This is a genomic window from Pseudomonas sp., from assembly GCF_050739655.1.
GTDB lineage: Bacteria > Pseudomonadota > Gammaproteobacteria > Pseudomonadales > Pseudomonadaceae > Aquipseudomonas.
Genome location: NZ_JBOIBY010000171.1, coordinates 1 through 16,638 on the forward strand (window position 1 = coordinate 1; position 16,638 = coordinate 16,638).

The 16,638-nt window shown below is 58.2% G+C and carries 16 protein-coding genes; 11 read left to right on the plus strand and 5 right to left on the minus strand.

Annotated elements, in window-relative coordinates; genetic code table 11:
* Positions 1 to 2: 2 nt before the first annotated feature.
* Positions 3 to 647: a ribosome biogenesis GTP-binding protein YihA/YsxC gene (gene yihA, locus ACRESJ_RS08040; RefSeq protein ID WP_431757433.1), complete on the plus strand. Its 645-nt coding sequence runs from the start codon at positions 3 to 5 to the stop codon at positions 645 to 647.
* A 318-nt stretch (positions 648 to 965) separates the two neighbouring features.
* Here the strand turns inward: yihA and polA are convergent, their stop codons facing one another.
* On the minus strand, positions 966 to 3,776 hold the full coding sequence (gene polA, locus ACRESJ_RS08045; protein WP_431757434.1) for a DNA polymerase I: 2,811 nt from the start codon (positions 3,774 to 3,776) through the stop codon (positions 966 to 968).
* A gap of 74 nt (positions 3,777 to 3,850) precedes the next feature.
* Between polA and ACRESJ_RS08050 the strand changes: the two genes are divergently transcribed.
* The gene (locus ACRESJ_RS08050; protein WP_110658219.1) at positions 3,851 to 4,141 is read left to right on the plus strand and encodes a DUF2782 domain-containing protein; all 291 of its coding nucleotides are present in this window, start codon (positions 3,851 to 3,853) and stop codon (positions 4,139 to 4,141) included.
* A 57-nt stretch (positions 4,142 to 4,198) separates the two neighbouring features.
* The gene (locus ACRESJ_RS08055) at positions 4,199 to 5,152 is read left to right on the plus strand and encodes a homoserine kinase (protein WP_431757435.1); all 954 of its coding nucleotides are present in this window, start codon (positions 4,199 to 4,201) and stop codon (positions 5,150 to 5,152) included.
* Between the two features lie 79 nt (positions 5,153 to 5,231).
* Here ACRESJ_RS08055 and ACRESJ_RS08060 read toward each other — a convergent pair whose 3' ends face one another.
* Entirely contained in the window at positions 5,232 to 6,152 is a 921-nt protein-coding gene (locus ACRESJ_RS08060; protein ID WP_431757436.1) for a zinc ABC transporter substrate-binding protein, read from the minus strand.
* A gap of 66 nt (positions 6,153 to 6,218) precedes the next feature.
* On the opposite strand from ACRESJ_RS08060, the gene zur reads away from it, so the two are divergent.
* From zur to ACRESJ_RS08080, 4 genes are read left to right on the plus strand one after another with little or no spacing between them, the layout of a single operon-like run.
* Positions 6,219 to 6,701, plus strand: coding sequence for a zinc uptake transcriptional repressor Zur (zur, locus tag ACRESJ_RS08065; RefSeq protein WP_431757437.1), 483 nt, complete (start codon positions 6,219 to 6,221; stop codon positions 6,699 to 6,701).
* Positions 6,701 to 7,486 carry a zinc ABC transporter ATP-binding protein ZnuC gene (gene znuC, locus ACRESJ_RS08070; RefSeq protein ID WP_431757438.1) on the plus strand — a complete coding sequence of 262 codons (786 nt, stop codon included), beginning with the start codon at positions 6,701 to 6,703 and terminating at the stop codon, positions 7,484 to 7,486. Before zur ends, znuC begins: the two co-directional genes overlap by 1 nt.
* Positions 7,479 to 8,267, plus strand: coding sequence for a zinc ABC transporter permease subunit ZnuB (znuB, locus tag ACRESJ_RS08075; RefSeq protein ID WP_047535815.1), 789 nt, complete (start codon positions 7,479 to 7,481; stop codon positions 8,265 to 8,267). The genes znuC and znuB overlap by 8 nt, the downstream gene beginning before the upstream one ends.
* 37 nt (positions 8,268 to 8,304) lie before the next feature.
* Positions 8,305 to 9,018, plus strand: coding sequence for a PA5502 family lipoprotein (locus ACRESJ_RS08080; RefSeq protein WP_431757439.1), 714 nt, complete (start codon positions 8,305 to 8,307; stop codon positions 9,016 to 9,018).
* A 92-nt stretch (positions 9,019 to 9,110) separates the two neighbouring features.
* On the opposite strand, the gene katE is transcribed toward ACRESJ_RS08080, so the two are convergent.
* Positions 9,111 to 11,249 carry a catalase HPII gene (gene katE / locus ACRESJ_RS08085; RefSeq protein WP_431757440.1) on the minus strand — a complete coding sequence of 713 codons (2,139 nt, stop codon included), beginning with the start codon at positions 11,247 to 11,249 and terminating at the stop codon, positions 9,111 to 9,113.
* A gap of 209 nt (positions 11,250 to 11,458) precedes the next feature.
* Between katE and ACRESJ_RS08090 the strand changes: the two genes are divergently transcribed.
* The 3 genes from ACRESJ_RS08090 to ACRESJ_RS08100 all read left to right on the plus strand — a co-directional run bounded on the left by ACRESJ_RS08090 (position 11,459) and on the right by ACRESJ_RS08100 (position 13,987).
* A complete protein-coding gene (locus tag ACRESJ_RS08090) occupies positions 11,459 to 12,466 on the plus strand; it encodes a methionine ABC transporter ATP-binding protein (RefSeq protein WP_431757441.1) in 1,008 nt (335 codons plus the stop codon).
* Entirely contained in the window at positions 12,466 to 13,140 is a 675-nt protein-coding gene (locus ACRESJ_RS08095; protein ID WP_431757442.1) for a methionine ABC transporter permease, read from the plus strand. Before ACRESJ_RS08090 ends, ACRESJ_RS08095 begins: the two co-directional genes overlap by 1 nt.
* A 73-nt stretch (positions 13,141 to 13,213) precedes the next feature.
* On the plus strand, positions 13,214 to 13,987 hold the full coding sequence (locus ACRESJ_RS08100) for a MetQ/NlpA family ABC transporter substrate-binding protein (protein WP_431757443.1): 774 nt from the start codon (positions 13,214 to 13,216) through the stop codon (positions 13,985 to 13,987).
* An 81-nt stretch (positions 13,988 to 14,068) separates the two neighbouring features.
* On the opposite strand, the gene ACRESJ_RS08105 is transcribed toward ACRESJ_RS08100, so the two are convergent.
* Both ACRESJ_RS08105 and ACRESJ_RS08110 read right to left on the minus strand, forming a co-directional pair.
* Positions 14,069 to 14,461, minus strand: coding sequence for a DUF6124 family protein (locus ACRESJ_RS08105; protein WP_431757444.1), 393 nt, complete (start codon positions 14,459 to 14,461; stop codon positions 14,069 to 14,071).
* Positions 14,462 to 14,826: 365 nt separating this feature from the next.
* On the minus strand, positions 14,827 to 15,813 hold the full coding sequence (locus tag ACRESJ_RS08110; RefSeq protein WP_431757445.1) for an Abi family protein: 987 nt from the start codon (positions 15,811 to 15,813) through the stop codon (positions 14,827 to 14,829).
* A gap of 354 nt (positions 15,814 to 16,167) precedes the next feature.
* On the opposite strand from ACRESJ_RS08110, the gene ACRESJ_RS08115 reads away from it, so the two are divergent.
* Positions 16,168 to 16,551, plus strand: coding sequence for a helicase (locus tag ACRESJ_RS08115; RefSeq protein WP_431757446.1), 384 nt, complete (start codon positions 16,168 to 16,170; stop codon positions 16,549 to 16,551).
* Positions 16,552 to 16,638 lie beyond the last annotated feature (87 nt).

The following is a 16,638-nucleotide window of genomic DNA, read 5'->3' on the forward strand; positions in this document are numbered from 1 at the left end:
CCATGCAACTCAAGAATCCCATCCTCGGTCTGTGCCAACAGTCCACCTTCATGCTCAGCGCCGCCAAAGTCGACCAATGTCCGGATGACGAGGGCTTCGAAGTCGCCTTCGCCGGGCGTTCCAACGCTGGCAAGTCGAGTGCACTTAACACCCTGACGCATGCCAGCCTGGCGCGTACCTCGAAAACGCCGGGGCGCACGCAACTGTTGAATTTCTTCAAGCTAGACGATGAACGCCGTCTGGTCGACCTGCCGGGCTACGGTTATGCAAAAGTACCGATCCCGCTCAAGCAACACTGGCAGCGTCACCTGGAAGCCTATCTGGGTGGTCGGGAGAGTTTGAAAGGTTTGATTCTGATGATGGATATCCGTCATCCAATGACCGACTTCGACCTGCTGATGCTCGATTGGGCCGTTGCGGCCGGCATGCCGATGCACATTCTGCTGACCAAGGCGGACAAACTGACCTACGGCGCGGCGAAAAACACGCTGCTCAAGGTTCAGTCGCAAATCCGCAAGGGCTGGGGCGACAGCGTGACGATTCAGTTGTTTTCGGCGCCCAAACGCATGGGTCTGGAAGACGCCTACACTGTATTGGCAGGCTGGATGCAACTGGCGGACAAGGGTTCCGAGGCAGAGGCTCAGTAAGAATCGAAAACTGTCTGAGGCGCTCAGGCAGTTTTCTGCAGGCAAAAAAAACCCCGGACTTCTATGGGGAGGGGGAAGTTCCGGGGTTCAAGTTCTAGACCGCTAGGGCGGGGTCCAGATATCTGCCAACACTTAACACAACATAGGAGCATCGAAGGGCTTCACCAGCCATTCAGTAACTCTGAGTGGTGAATCTCCACATTAGTTCAGATTTTTTTCAAATACGTTTGGAATAACCCTAAGCGCGTTCTGGACTAAGTGAACTTTGCGCCTTCTACCGCGGCACTATGCCGCAGCAGAACGCCCCTTTCAGAAGGCTCAGTGAGCCTCATCCCAGTTATTGCCTACGCCAACTTCCACCAGCAGCGGAACATCCAGCTTCGCGGCGCCGCTCATGTGCGCACGAATTTCGTTGCTGACCTGCTCGACCAGGTCCTCACGCACCTCGAGAACCAGTTCATCGTGCACTTGAAGAATGACTTTGGCGTCTAGACCTGACGAAGCCAGCCACTCATCCACGGCCACCATGGCTTTCTTGATGATGTCAGCCGCAGTGCCTTGCATCGGGGCGTTGATCGCCGTGCGCTCGGCAGCGGCGCGTTCTTGCGGTTTGTTGGAGTTGATTTCGGGCAGGTACAACCGCCGCCCGAAGAACGTCTCCACAAAACCTTGCTCCGCGGCTTGCGCGCGGGTGCGGTCCATATACTCGCGAACGCCTGGGTAACGGGCGAAGTACGTATCGATATACGCCTTGGCTGTCTTGGTATCGACACCGATGTCTTTACCGAGTTTTTGTGCACCCATGCCATAGATCAGACCGAAGTTGATCGCTTTGGCACTACGCCGTTGGTCGGATGAGACCTCTGCCAGCTCGACCTTGAAAACTTCGGCGGCGGTGGCGGTGTGGACGTCCAGATTGTGGCGGAAGGCGTTCATCAGGCCTTCATCTTTGGACAGGTGCGCCATGATCCGCAATTCGATCTGCGAATAGTCAGCCGCCAGCAATTTGTAGCCAGTCGGAGCCACGAAGGCCTGACGGATACGTCGACCTTCAGCGGTGCGCACCGGGATGTTTTGCAGGTTCGGATCACTGGACGACAGGCGACCGGTGGACGCCACCGCCTGATGGTACGAGGTGTGAATCCGTCCGGTACGCGGGTTGATCTGCTCCGGCAGGCGGTCGGTGTAGGTGCTTTTCAGCTTGCTCATGGAGCGGTATTCCATCAGCACCTTGGGTAACCGGTATTCGTCCTCTGCCAGTTTGGCCAGTACTTCTTCGGCGGTCGACGGCTGGCCCTTGGCGGTCTTCTTCAGCACCGGCAGACCCAGTTTCTCGTAGAGAATCACGCCCAGTTGCTTGGGTGAGCCGAGGTTGAACTCTTCTCCGGCGATCTCGAAGGCTTCACGTTCCAGCGCCACCATCTTGTCGCCCAATTCAATACTCTGCACGCCCAGCAAGGCGGCATCGACGTAAGCGCCCTGGCGTTCGATACGCGCCAACACCGGCACCAACGGGATTTCGATGTCGGTCAAAACACTCGCCAGGCTCGGGATGGCGGTGAGCTTTTCATACAGTGCCTGGTGCAGACGTAAAGTGATGTCCGCGTCTTCGGCGGCATAAGGGCCTGCCTGCTCAAGGGCAATCTGATCGAACGTCAGCTGCTTCACGCCTTTGCCGGCGATGTCCTGGAAACTCACGGTGGTGTGATCCAGATACTTGAGCGCCAGGCTGTCCATGTCATGGCGGGTCGCCGTGGAGTTAAGGACGTAGGATTCGAGCATGGTGTCGAAGGCGATTCCGCGCACGGTGATGCCGTTTGCCTGGTCGCCGCCGATGGCGCAGTTGGCCAGGATATTCATGTCGAACTTGGCGTGCTGGCCGACCTTGAGTTTGTTCGGGTCTTCCAGAATCGGCTTGAGGGCGCGCAACACGGTGTCGCGATCCAGCTGCTCGGGGACGCCGATGTAGGAATGGGTCAGCGGGATATACGCCGCTTCATTTGCCTGAACCGCGAACGACAGGCCGACCAGTTGCGCCTGTTGCGCATCGATGCCGGTGGTTTCGGTGTCGAATGCGAACAATTTGGCGTTGTTCAGTTTCTCCAGCCAGACGTCAAATCGCGCCTGATCCAGAATGGTTTCATATTGGGCCTCGGTGGCCACCGCCGGTACTTCGGCTTCGGCTTCGACGGCGCTGAACAGGTCGAGCGCCGGTTCAGGCTCGGCAGCGGCGCTCAACTCAAGGCGTTTGGCGTCCCGTTGCAGATCGTTCAGCCAGCTCTTGAATTCCAGCAGGTTGTACAGCTCGAAAAGTTTGTCCGGATCTTCCGCGCCCATTTGCAGGTCGTCGAGGCCGATCTCCAATGGCACATCGACCTTGATCGTTGCCAGTTGATAGGAGAGAAATGCCATCTCCTTGTGCTCTTCAAGCTTGGCCGGCAGCGTCTTGGCGCCGCGGATCGGCAGGGTCGGGACGATGTCGAGTTGCGCATAAAGCTCGGTCAGGCCGCCATTCACACCCACCAGCAGGCCGGATGCAGTCTTCGGACCAATACCCGGAACACCCGGAATGTTGTCGGAAGAATCGCCCATCAGTGCCAGATAATCGATGATCTGCTCGGGAGCGACGCCGAATTTCTCCTTCACGCCCTCCACGTCCATGCTGCTACCGGTCATGGTATTGACCAAGGTAATGTGCCCGTCGACCAACTGCGCCATGTCCTTGTCACCGGTCGAGATGATCACCGGACGATCGGCGGCCGCACTGCTGCGGGCCAGGGTGCCAATCACGTCGTCGGCTTCGACGCCTTCGACGCACAGCAGAGGAAAGCCCAGGGCGAGCACGCTCTGGTGGAGCGGCTCGATCTGCACGCGCATGTCGTCGGGCATGCTTGGGCGGTTGGCCTTGTATTCGGCGTACATCTCATCGCGAAATGTCCCGCCTTTGGCGTCGAACACGACGGCGAACGGGCTGTCCGGATACTGCTTGCGCAGGCTCTTGAGCATGTTCAACACGCCCTTGACCGCACCGGTCGGCAGGCCTTTGGAGGTGGTCAGCGGTGGCAACGCATGAAAGGCGCGGTACAAGTAAGAAGAACCGTCCACCAGGACGAGGGGGGCTTGGCTCATGAGCAGGATCAACCTTTTCGGCGGGTCCGGCGCTAGAATAGCGGGACCGTTTACGACAAAGGGACAAGGTTATCATGCGCACACTAAATCGCCTGTTGCTGGCTGGGCTGTTTGCAATCACACCATTGGCGGTCATGGCGGCGGACGATGCGCCGACACCGGATCCGGAAGTCACGATCCGCACGGAGGGGGACAAAGTCATTCAGGAATACCGTCAGAACGGTTTCCTGTATGCGATCAAGGTCACGCCGAAGGGTGCACCACCGTATTTTCTGGTGCGCGCAGACGGGACCGATGCAAACTTTATCCGCTCGGACCAGCCCGATATGCTGATTCCGTCGTGGAAGATCTTTGAGTGGAAGTAGTTTCTTAATTTCAATCGGCGCTGGCTGTAGAGCGGCGCCCGTACTGGCAGTTTACCCATGTCTGTGTTTACCCCCCTGGCTCGGCCCGAGCTGGAAGCTTTTCTCGCCCCTTATGGCCTCGGCCGCCTGCTTGATTTCCAGGGGATTGCCGCCGGTAGCGAAAACACCAATTTTTTTATCAGCCTGGAGCAGGGCGAGTTTGTCCTGACCCTGGTTGAGCGCGGCCCGGTGCAGGAGATGCCGTTCTTCATCGAATTGCTCGATGTGCTGCACGAGGCCGACTTGCCGGTGCCTTACGCCATCCGCACCACCGACGGCGTGGCATTGCGTGAGCTGGCGGGCAAGCCTGCGTTGTTGCAACCGCGCCTGGCTGGCAAGCACATCAAGCAAACCAACGCGCAGCATTGCGCGCAGGTGGGTGAGTTGTTGGCACACCTGCATCTGGCCACCCAGGGCAGCAACATGATCAAGCGCAAGACCGATCGTGGCCTGGACTGGATGCTGGAAGAGGGCACGCAGTTTTTGTCGCACCTGAGCGATGAACCGCGTGCACTGTTGGAAAAGGCGCTGGACGAAATCACCCTGCAGAAAGAGAAAATCCTCGCGCTGCCACGGGCCAACATCCACGCCGATCTGTTTCGCGATAACGCGATGTTCGAAGGCACGCACCTGACCGGCCTGATCGATTTCTACAACGCCTGTTCCGGGCCGATGCTCTACGACGTGGCGATTGCCTTGAACGACTGGTGTTCGGACGACGACGGTTTGATCGATGGTCCACGGGCGCGGGCGCTGCTGGGGGCTTATGCGGCGTTGCGCCCATTCACGGCTGCCGAAGCCGAGTTGTGGCCGACCATGCTGCGTGTGGCGTGCGTGCGGTTCTGGTTGTCGCGCCTGATCGCGGCGGAGTCGTTCGCCGGGCAGGACGTGTTGATTCACGATCCGATGGAGTTCCAGCTTCGGTTGGCGCAGCGCCAAGCCGTCAATACGCCGTTGCCTTTCGCCCTTTAAAAGCAAAAGATCGCAGCCTTCGGCAGCTCCTACATGGATCGGTGTAGGAGTTGCCGAAGGCTGCGATCTTTTTTTGGTGCTACAGGGACTCCAGGCAGCCCGCCAAATCATTCCCCAACTTCTCCAGCACCTGCTCATAACCTTGAGCGGTTGCCGGCGTGTACCCGCCCAATGCATCCAGCTCCGCCAGTTTCACCGGCAGGCCCGCCACCAGGGTTTCCGCCAGGCGCGGACGCAGCGGTGGCTCGCTGAACACGCAGGTCTTGCCGACTTCCTGCAATCGCGCGCGCATCGCGGCGACGTGCTGGGCACCGGGTTGCACTTCGGCCGCGACGCTGAAAACACCCGCGTGCTTGAGGCCGTAGGCATCTTCGAAGTAGTCAAAAGCCTCGTGGAACACGAAATAAGGTTTGCCTTCAACGCCTGCCAGACGTTTCTTCAAGCGCAGGTCGAGCGCATCCAGACGCTCATCGAACGCCTTGAGGTTGCTTTGATAACGCGCGGCGTTTGCAGGATCGGCTGCGCTCAGGTCGGCGGCCATTTTCGCAGCGATGACTCGGGCGTTGACCGGCGACAACCACAAATGCGCGTCGAGGCTGCCAGGACGATGGTCGTGGTCATGCTCGTCGGCTTCTTCAGCGTGGGAGTGGTTATCTTCGGCGAAATGACGCAGTTTCAGACTAGGCAGCTCTTGTACGGCAACGTTAGGCAGCGTACGACCGTTCAGTACACGCGGAAGGAAACCTTCCATGTCCGGGCCGATCCAGTACAGCAGATCCACCGACTGTACCTTGCGTACATCGGAAGGGCGCAAGGCATAGTTGTGCGGCGAAGCGCCAGGCGGCAGCAGAACTTCGGGAATCGCTACGCCGTCTTGCACGGCAGCGGCAATCAGCTGTAGCGGTTTGATGCTGGTAAGGACCTTGACCTCGGCTTGCGCCGAGCCGATCAGCAGAAAACTTGCGAAAAAAGTGACAAAGATAGAAAAAAGTCGGGACACGATGACCACTCGAAGAGGCGAGAACGGGTAACATAATAACGTCTCTCACAAACCTCGTCGCCGCTCATGCCTAAAACACCCATCGCCAGCCGTCCCCACGACCACTCTCATTGCGTGCACAGCGCTCTGTCTGAGGCCGATGCTTTGTGCGCACGTCAGGGCTTGCGCCTGACCGCGTTGCGGCGGCGGGTGCTGGAGTTGGTGTGGCAAAGCCACAAGCCATTGGGCGCCTACGACATACTTGCGGTGCTCAGCGAGCAGGATGGTCGTCGTGCGGCGCCACCGACGGTGTACCGTGCGCTGGATTTCCTTCTGGAAAACGGCCTCGTGCACCGCATCTCCTCACTCAACGCCTTCATTGGCTGCAATCACCCCGAGCACGCCCATCAGGGTCAATTCCTGATCTGCCGTGAATGCCACGCCGCCATTGAGCTCGAACAGAAGTCCATCAGCGACGCGATCATCGTCAGCGCCCTGGATGTAGGGTTTGTCGTCGAAGGCCAGACCGTTGAAGTCATCGGTCTCTGCTCGGGTTGTCAGGGGGTTTGATGAGCAACGCACTGATCCGCCTCGAACAGGTTGCCGTCACGTTTGCCGGGCAACCTGTACTGGACAACATCGAGTTGAGTGTCGAGCCGGGTCAGATCGTTACCCTGATCGGCCCCAACGGCGCAGGCAAGACCACGCTGGTGCGCGCCGTGCTCGGACTCTTGAAGCCGGACAGCGGCAGTGTCTGGCGCAAGCCGAAGCTGCGCGTCGGCTACATGCCGCAAAAACTCCATGTCGACCCCACACTGCCACTCTCGGTGCTGCGCTTTTTGCGCCTGGTGCCGGGCGTGGACCGTGAGATGGCCTTGGCCGCGCTCAAGGAAGTCGGCGCCGAGCAGGTCATCGACAGCCCGGTGCAAAGTGTTTCCGGCGGTGAAATGCAGCGGGTCTTGCTGGCGCGTGCACTGTTACGTGAGCCGGAACTGCTGGTGCTCGACGAGCCGGTACAAGGCGTCGACGTGGCCGGTCAGGCCGAACTCTATAGCCTCATTACCCGCCTGCGTGATCGTCACGGCTGCGGTGTGCTGATGGTTTCCCACGACCTGCATCTGGTGATGAGCACCACCGACCAAGTGGTTTGCCTCAATCGCCACGTCTGCTGCTCCGGTCACCCTGAACAGGTCAGTGGCGATCCGGCCTTCGTCGAGCTGTTCGGAAAAAACGCACAAAGCCTGGCGATTTATCACCACCACCACGACCACGCCCACGACTTGCATGGTTCGGTGGTCAAGGCGCCCGCCTCGGGCCATAACCATGTTCACGGAGATAGCTGCAAGCATGGCTGATTTTCTGCTCTACGCCCTGCTTGCAGGTCTGGCTCTGGCAGTCGTCGCGGGCCCGCTGGGTTCTTTCGTGGTCTGGCGGCGCATGGCTTATTTCGGCGACACCCTCTCACACGCGGCGTTGCTGGGCGTGGCGCTGGGCTTTCTGCTGGATGTCAGCCCTACAGTCGCCGTGACCGTAGGCTGCTTGCTATTGGCGGTTTTGCTGGTGACGTTGCAACAACGTCAGCCCCTTGCGTCCGATACACTTTTGGGAATTCTCGCACCGAGCACCCTCTCTCTGGGTTTGGTGGTACTAAGCTTCATGCACGAAGTGCGGATCGACCTGATGGCGTATCTGTTCGGCGACCTGCTGGCGATCAGTCCGACCGATCTGGCCTGGATTCTCGGTGGCAGCGCGGCCGTGCTGGCATTGCTTGTTGCGTTGTGGCGACCATTGCTGGCGATCACGGTGCATGAGGAACTGGCCAGGGTCGAAGGCCTGCCCGTGGCGGGTTTGCGCATGGCGTTGATGCTGCTGATCGCCGTGGTGATTGCCGTGGCGATGAAAATCGTCGGCGTATTGCTGATCACTTCGTTGCTGATCATCCCGGCGGCTGCGGCACAACGTCACGCTCGATCACCGGAACAGATGGCACTGGGCGCGAGCCTGCTGGGCATACTCGCCGTGTGTGGCGGGCTGGCGTTGTCCTGGTTCAAGGACACCCCGGCCGGCCCGTCGATTGTTGTGACGGCTGCCGCACTGTTTTTGCTGAGTTTTGTTCTGCCCCGTAGAGGGGTGTAGACTTGCTCGTTTTTTGCGCAAATAGAGAGTCGCAGGAATGAAGTCGTTCGCCTCCCGTTATCTGCTCCTTGTCGCATTTTCTCTGCTGCTGGGTGCATGCCAAAGCACGCCGCCGGCACCTGAGGTCTCGGATGCGCGGGCCACGGCCATTGCACAGCTTGAGCAAAGCCTGGCCAGCAGCGAACTGGCCACTGCAGAAGGTCAGCTGGCCGCCTTGCAGGCTCAATCGCCCGACGATCAATCCCTGGAGCAATACCAGCGTCAATTGGCCGAAGCCTATCTGATGCGCAGCCAGATCGTGCTGCAAAAGGGTGATGTGAATGCTGCCGCGACTGCGCTGGCTCGTGCCCGTGCCCTGATGCCCAAGGCTCCCGCACTGACCGGCGGCGTCAATGGCCCTATCGCTGAAGCCCGCAAGGCTGAACTGGAAAAAGCCGAAGCGGCGCTCAAAGCTGCCGAAGCCATGCCAAAAGCCAAAGTCATCGACCCGACGGCTGAAAGCACTACGGTGGCGCTGAACATCAACGACATGGCCAAGTTGCGTCGTCAGCTGGATGCGATCGCCGCAGACGTGGTGAATTATCAGTGTGACGTGAGCATTCAGGCGCCGCGTACCGATGATTACCCGTGGCTGGCCAACCTGCTGACCAAGCGGGTCAAGAAGCTCGATCCGCAGTTTGACCTGAACCTGCAGCGGCAGATCTTGCGTAGCGTTCCGGCGCAGATGGTCTTGATCCCTCGTAAGTCTTGAGAAAAAGATCGCAGCCTGCGGCAGCTCCTACAGGAAAACGCATTCCAATGTAGGAGCTGCCGCAGGCTGCGATCTTTTGCTTTCTCAACAAATCAGGCCGGAACCGCTTTGGCCTTCGCCTCCCTCGCCCAAACCCGATGCTGCCCGATCGCGGCGAAAAACGCCTTGAACAGCTTGGCATCCGCACCGACGATCAACCCCGCATCAACCTCCAGCTTCAGCACATCCAGCAATTGTTTCGCCTCTCCATGCAGGGCAACCGCCTTCAAATGCTTGTACGCCTCCAGTACGTAATGCAGCGCCACACCGTTACCGCTCAACGCCTTGATCGACGCCGCACCACCGGGCACAAACACCGCGTCGAATGCCACTGAAGGCAAGCCTTCCATGGAGGCATCCACTGGCAACATCTTGCCATCAGCGGTTTCCACTGGCGCCGAAGTCGGTCCCAACAATTTGGCGTGCGCACCTTCGGCCTCAAGCGCTTTCTTCATGGCATCAATCCCTGCACCATCCACACCATTGGCCGCCAGGATCGCCACTTTTCGGGTCTTGATATCCGGAGGCAGCAAATTGGCCTGACTTAGAGCCGGCGAACGTACCAACGAGATTTTTGGCACCTCGACCGTCCCGGCTTTGGGCGCCGGTAATCCGAGGTTCTGCGCCACGCGTTTGGCCAGTTCCAGATCGATGTTGGCCAGGATTTCGTTGACCTGCCTTGCACGAATGAACTCGCGTTCGACCTTGCCCAGCTCAAAGCTGTAGGCGGAAATGATGTGCTCCTGCTCATGCTCACTCATGCTGTGAAAGAACAACCGCGCCTGTGAGAAGTGGTCGCTGAACGACTCGCTGCGCTGGCGAATCTTGTTGGCGTCGATGCGTTCCGGGTAACTCTCAAAACCGCCGTCCTGTGCCGCTGCCGGGGTTTCCTTCGGCCAGCCGCTGTCGATGGAGTTGGGTTCGTATGATGCATGGCCCTTGTCGATGGTGGTGCGGTGCAGTGCATCGCGCTGACCATTATGCAGCGGAGCAATCGGCCGGTTGATCGGGATCTCGTGAAAGTTCGGCCCGCCGAGTCGGCTGATCTGCGTGTCCGTGTAGGAAAACAACCGGCCTTGCAGCAACGGGTCGTTGGAGAAATCGATGCCCGGCACGATGTGCCCAGGGCAGAAAGCGACCTGCTCGGTCTCGGCAAAGAAATTGTCCGGGTTGCGGTTGAGCACCATTTTTCCCAGCGGCGTAATCGGTACGATTTCTTCGGGAATGAGCTTGGTCGGATCAAGAATGTCGAATTCGAAGGTGTGTTCTTTTTCTTCTTCCACCACTTGCACGCCCAACTCCCATTCCGGGTAGTCGCCCATCTCGATGGATTCCCAGAGATCGCGGCGATGGTAGTCAGTGTCTTTGCCCGCCAGCTTTTGCGCTTCGTCCCACACCAGCGAACAAGTCCCGGCCGTGGGGCGCCAGTGGAATTTGACGAAGCGCGATTTACCCTCAGCATTGATCATGCGGAAGGTATGCACACCAAAACCCTGCATGCTGCGCAGGCTTTTGGGGATCGCCCGGTCAGACATGGCCCAGATCACCATGTGCGCCGATTCGGGTTGCAGTGAAACGAAGTCCCAGAAGGTGTCATGGGCCGAGCCACCGGTAGGCATTTCGTTGTGCGGCTCAGGTTTCACCGCATGTACGAAGTCCGGAAACTTGATGGCGTCCTGGATGAAAAACACCGGCATGTTATTGCCCACCAGGTCGTAGTTACCTTCCTCGGTAAAGAACTTCACCGCGAAACCTCTTACGTCCCGCACGGTATCGCCTGACCCTCGCGGGCCTTGCACCGTAGAAAAGCGCACGAACACCGGTGTCTTCTGACTGGGGTCTTGCAGGAATCCCGCCTTGGTCAACACGCTGTGGTTTTCGTAGGTCTGGAAGTAACCATGGGCACCCACACCGCGTGCATGGACGATCCGCTCGGGAATGCGTTCATGGTCAAAGTGCGTGATTTTTTCACGCATGATGAAGTCTTCCAGCAGCGACGGCCCGCGAGCGCCTGCTTTCAAGGTGTTCTGGTTGTCCGCCACCTTTACGCCTTGGTTAGTGCGCAAGGCCTGGCCGGTGGCATCGGAGCGGAATTGTTCAAGGCTGTCGAGCTTGGTGTTGGTGTTGCTGCGGTCCAGGGTATCGGTCCCGGCCAGTGCGCTCTTGGTGGCGGCAGGTTTCTTGGTACTCATCAGGCAAGTCTCCTCAGGCATTTTTCGGGGTGCCTAAGTAGTGACTGATGGCATTTTTAGCCGTTCCTTTTATCTGACCTTTGATCGCGTTATTGCCAAATGACAGGACGAATGCGAAATAAATGCTAAGAACCTCTATACGGACAGGCTAAAATGCGCGCCCGGCTAACCGCTGATCCTTTTTCAACGCGCCCCACAAGGTTCGCTACGTGATCGAGTTTCAAAACGTCCATAAAACCTACCGCGTCGCCGGTAAGGATATCCCCGCCCTGCATCCGACCAGTCTGACGATTGAGAATGGTCAGGTCTTTGGCCTGATCGGCCATTCCGGTGCGGGAAAAAGTACCCTGCTGCGTCTGATCAATCGCCTGGAAAACTCCACCGGCGGCAAGATCATCGTCGACGGCGAAGAAGTCACCGCGCTGGATGCCAACGGCCTGCGCCGTTTCCGTCAGCAAGTCGGGATGATCTTCCAGCACTTCAACCTGCTGGCCTCCAAGACCGTGGCCGATAACGTCGCCATGCCGCTGACGTTGGCCGGTGAACTGTCGCGTAGCGAAATCGATCAGCGAGTGGCCGAACTGCTGGCACGCGTTGGCTTGTCCGATCACGCCAAGAAATACCCGGCGCAATTGTCCGGTGGCCAGAAGCAGCGTGTCGGCATCGCCCGCGCTTTGGCGACCAAGCCGAAAATTCTGCTGTGCGATGAAGCCACCAGCGCCCTGGACCCGCAGACCACGGCGTCGGTCCTGCAACTGCTGGCCGAGATCAACCGCGAACTGAAACTGACCATCGTGCTGATCACCCATGAAATGGACGTGATCCGCCGCGTCTGCGATCAGGTTGGCGTGATGGATGCTGGCGTGATCGTCGAGCAAGGCCCGGTGGCCGAGGTGTTCCTGCATCCCAAGCATCCGACCACCAAGCGCTTCGTACAAGAAGATGAGCACATCGACGACGGTGAGCAGCGCGACGACTTCGCTCACGTGCCAGGCCGCATCGTGCGTCTGACCTTCCAGGGCGAAGCAACCTACGCGCCACTGCTCGGTACCGTCGCCCGCGAAACGGGTGTGGATTACAGCATCCTCGCCGGCCGTATCGACCGCATCAAAGACATCCCTTACGGGCAACTGACCCTGGCCGTCACGGGCGGTGACATGGAAGCGGCATTCGCCCGCTTCACCGCAGCCGACGTCCACATGGAGGTGCTGCGCTAATGGAAGCCCTGACAAGTTTCTTCGCCAACATCGACTGGCTCGAAATCTGGCTCGCCACCGTCGACACCCTGTTGATGCTCGGCGGTTCGCTGTTGTTCACTGTACTGCTCGGCTTGCCGCTGGGCGTGCTGCTGTTTCTCTGCAGCCCGCGTCAGTTGTTGGAAGCCAAAGGCATCTACGCCATGCTGTCGCTGGTGGTGAACATCCTGCGTTCGTTGCCGTTCATTATTCTGTTGATCGTGATGATCCCGTTCACCGTGTTGATCACCGGCACCTCCCTCGGTGTTGCAGGCGCCATCCCGCCGCTGGTGGTGGGCGCCACGCCGTTCTTTGCTCGACTGGTGGAAACCGCTTTGCGTGAAGTGGATCGCGGCATCATCGAAGCGACACAGGCCATGGGTGCCACCACGCGGCAGATCATCACCAACGCCCTGCTGCCGGAAGCACGCCCGGGCATCTACGCGGCGATTACGGTGACAGCCATTACGCTGGTGTCCTACACGGCAATGGCCGGTGTAGTGGGCGCGGGCGGTCTGGGTGACCTGGCGATCCGCTTCGGTTACCAGCGTTTCCAGACTGACGTGATGGTCGTCACGGTGGTGTTGTTGCTGGTGCTGGTTCAAATTCTGCAAACCGTCGGCGACAAACTGGTCGTCCATTTTTCCCGTAAGTAAGACATGAGCAGGTCATCTGCTGGCAGGCGCCAAAACAGGCGCCGCCAGCGGGTACCCACAAGGAGTTAGCTGAATGAAAAAACTACTCGTCGCCTTCGCTGCCGTTGCAGCGTTTTCCGCCCACGCCGCCGATACCCTGACCGTCGCGGCGACGCCGGTGCCGCACGCAGAAATCCTCGAATTCGTAAAACCGGCCCTGGCCAAAGAAGGCGTGGACCTGAAAGTGAAGGTCTTCACCGACTACATCCAGCCGAACGTGCAAGTGGCGGAAAAGCGTCTGGACGCCAACTTCTTCCAGCACCAGCCGTACCTCGATGAATTCAACAAGGCCAAAGGCACCCACCTGGTTTCCGTAGCCGGTGTGCATCTGGAGCCGCTGGGCGTTTACTCCAGCAAGTACAAAACACTGGAAGAGCTGCCAAGCACCGCCACCGTGGTTATCCCGAACGACGCCACCAACGGCGGCCGCGCGCTGCTGCTGTTGGCCAAGGCGGGCGTGATCAAGTTGAAGGATGCGAACAACATCCTGTCGACCGTCAAAGACATCACCGAAAACCCGAAAAACCTGAAGTTCCGCGAACTGGAAGCCGCCACCATCCCGCGCGTGCTGACCCAGGTCGACCTGGCGCTGATCAACACCAACTACGCGCTGGAAGCCAAGCTTGACCCGTCCAAAGACGCCCTGGTCATCGAAGGCAGCGACTCGCCATACGTGAACATCCTCGTTGCTCGCCCGGACGACAAAGACAGCGACGCCATGAAGAAACTGGTTGCCGCGCTGCACAGCCCGGAAGTGAAAGCGTTCATTCTTGAGAAGTACAAAGGCGCTGTAGTGCCGGCGTTCTGATCTTGAGGGCGTGAAGAGCGTCCTTATTGAGCGTGATAAAAAAGGCGATCCGGTTGGATCGCCTTTTTTGTGGGCTTCGAATCAGCTGACGTGGCCTTGTGCGGCCATAGCTTCCGACATTGGCGGCTCATCCAAATGATCCAGCGCCCGCTCAACCATCAAATATACCCCGTCGGCCATGCGGCTGAGTGCCAGGGCAACGGAGCGGCGTGAACCCTCCACATCGTCGGCGAGGTCAGCGGCAATGGTGCTGATGGACAGCAAATCTTCCGAGGCGTTGGCCAAAAGTGATTCGGTGTTTATATCCGGGCAGACGCTGAAGAGTTGGCCATCGCGTTTGGGTGGCTTTTTATTGGCAGGCGGGAAGTGATGATCGAGAGCGCGCTCGGCAGCCTTGTGGAGTTTCTTTGAATCGAAGGATTCGTAGGGTGATGTTGGAGGGGTATCCGGCGGATTTGGCGTGACTTTGAACATTGGCGTATCCCGATATGTGTATTGAAGGGACTGACACCAGTTCGCTTGCATTCGAATGATGGTGGCAGCCGTGCGCAGGTGTGCAAGACCGGGCATATCGGACCCCGGCAGACCCCAAAGGGACCTCCCACGCACAGCCGCCATAAAGCGACCCCAAAAGCTTTCTAAGACTCTATGGGTTGCGAGGCATCTGCGCGGCGATATGTACCGGACTTGCACGTCCGTGTCACCGTTTTTTGCGGTGCGGACAGAGGTTAGCTGCGGCCGTGGTCGATGCCTAGTTCATGGATGGCGCGAGGTTTTGAAGGAAAAGTCTGAGAAGAGTGAGGGGATTAGGTGTATCGCAGGCTCTGCGACCCGCGCGATTAGATACCGAACAATTGTCGAGGAAAACCCGATTCATCGGGAAGCCCGATCGCCGCAAAAGTACAGCCAGGCATGGATGGCTTCGTATCAATTAAGTCCGCCACTTCACGAATCCAGCCGGAGCCGGGTTCGATGCGTTGAAGTAGCAGCCACAATACTGCGATTAGGCCATATAGGCGTTTTTGAGCATTTACATTCAGGTTGAGGGCCTGGAAGTACGGGTCTGCTGCAGGCAGTGAAATGAAATTGCTGGAAGACTGATTCCAGATGCGCGTGTGGTGCGCACAGCGATTGCGCAACGTATTGAGTTCACGAAGCCAGGTCGTAAATGCCTTCACATCCGTTAGCCCAAGCCTTGCGAGAATCCATCCCTGAGGCTTTCGCTTCAGCATCTGGAAGTAAACCGAGAGAGTGCCGAAATCCCAGGCCTCCACAGCAACCCAGAAAGGAATGGAGCGATTTTTGAGCCGATGGGAAATGAAGCATTCCTCATTGCAGTCATCTTGCTTTTTTCGCTGCCGAGCCAGCCAGCTGTCCCATTTGCTGGACGTAAAGCTAGAGTTTATTTTTGTCCACTTTGGCTCGATGTAGATTGCCGAGGTATACGCCATCTCATCATTACGGCCGAGCTCGTGAGCAACGACGGTTTTGAGGTAAACCTCAACAGACTCGATTGCATTGAGCATGAGAAGCCGAAGCGCCTTGTCAAACCTATAGAGGTCAACCGTTGCACCAAAGTGCGTGCCCGGCTGGAATTCTTCTTGTCGCACCGGTTTTTTTGTATGCGGGCAAGCCAGCTTCTGACCCGCCACGTCCCGTGAGAATTTACGAGACGGATACCAAAACCCGCTCAAGCGATAGTAACCCAGGCGGGCGAGCTCACGTTCGCTCAGAGGTGCATCTGCGATCTGCATGCCGCGGCTACCAAGAAGCGCGACCAACTCAGCATAGGCAAGGAACGGTTTCGGAGGGATTGGTTGAGCCAACTTCCATGTCTCAAAAACAAGAAGGCCTGACCGTAATGCCGGTCAAGCCGGCAACATAGGATCAGGCGCTGTTGGAAAGATGTTGCCCTCGTATGACGCATGTGTCAACTCGTTCAAATTATGGTTTCTCGCCTCGGCCAGAGTAGCTAGCCCCATGTCGCTTCATCCAAAATAAAAATCGCAAGCCTACTTTCCGTTGTTAACGAGAGCGGCGATAGCTAGGTATAAACGGTGACTTGGTAGTCATCACCTCCAAAAATCACACCATCGTCCTCTAAACCAACTCGATAGTGGCGTTACCACCCAAACTCGCTACACTGCGCCGGCCGTTCATTCTTCCTTTGAGGCTTGCGCATGAAATTTCGTTTTCTGTTGTGGATGATGGGTTTGTTGATGGGCAAGGCCAGTCGGAGCAATCCTGCGTTTCAGCAGCAGTTGGGCGACAAGGAGTTGGTGTTTCAGCTGCAGACCCTGGATGGGAAAGTGGCGCGGCATTTCCGTGTGAAAGATCAGCGCATTACCAGCAAGTCCGGTTTCTATGCCGAGCCGGCATTTGCCATTGCCTTCAAGGATGCCGCTTATGGCTTTGCCACCATGCAGGCGAAGAACAAGCAGTTGGCGTTCATGACGGGGATTCAGGACAAGTCGATTCAGATCAAGGGCAACCCGGCACTGGTGATCTGGTTCCAGGGGCTGACCAAGTATTTGAAGCCGAAGAAGGCCAAGCCAAAGGCGTGAGGCCTATCTGTTAAACCGAGTGATATTCATCGCGGGCAAGCCCGCTCCCACAGGATTGAGGTGATCCCTGTGGGAGCGGGCTTGCCC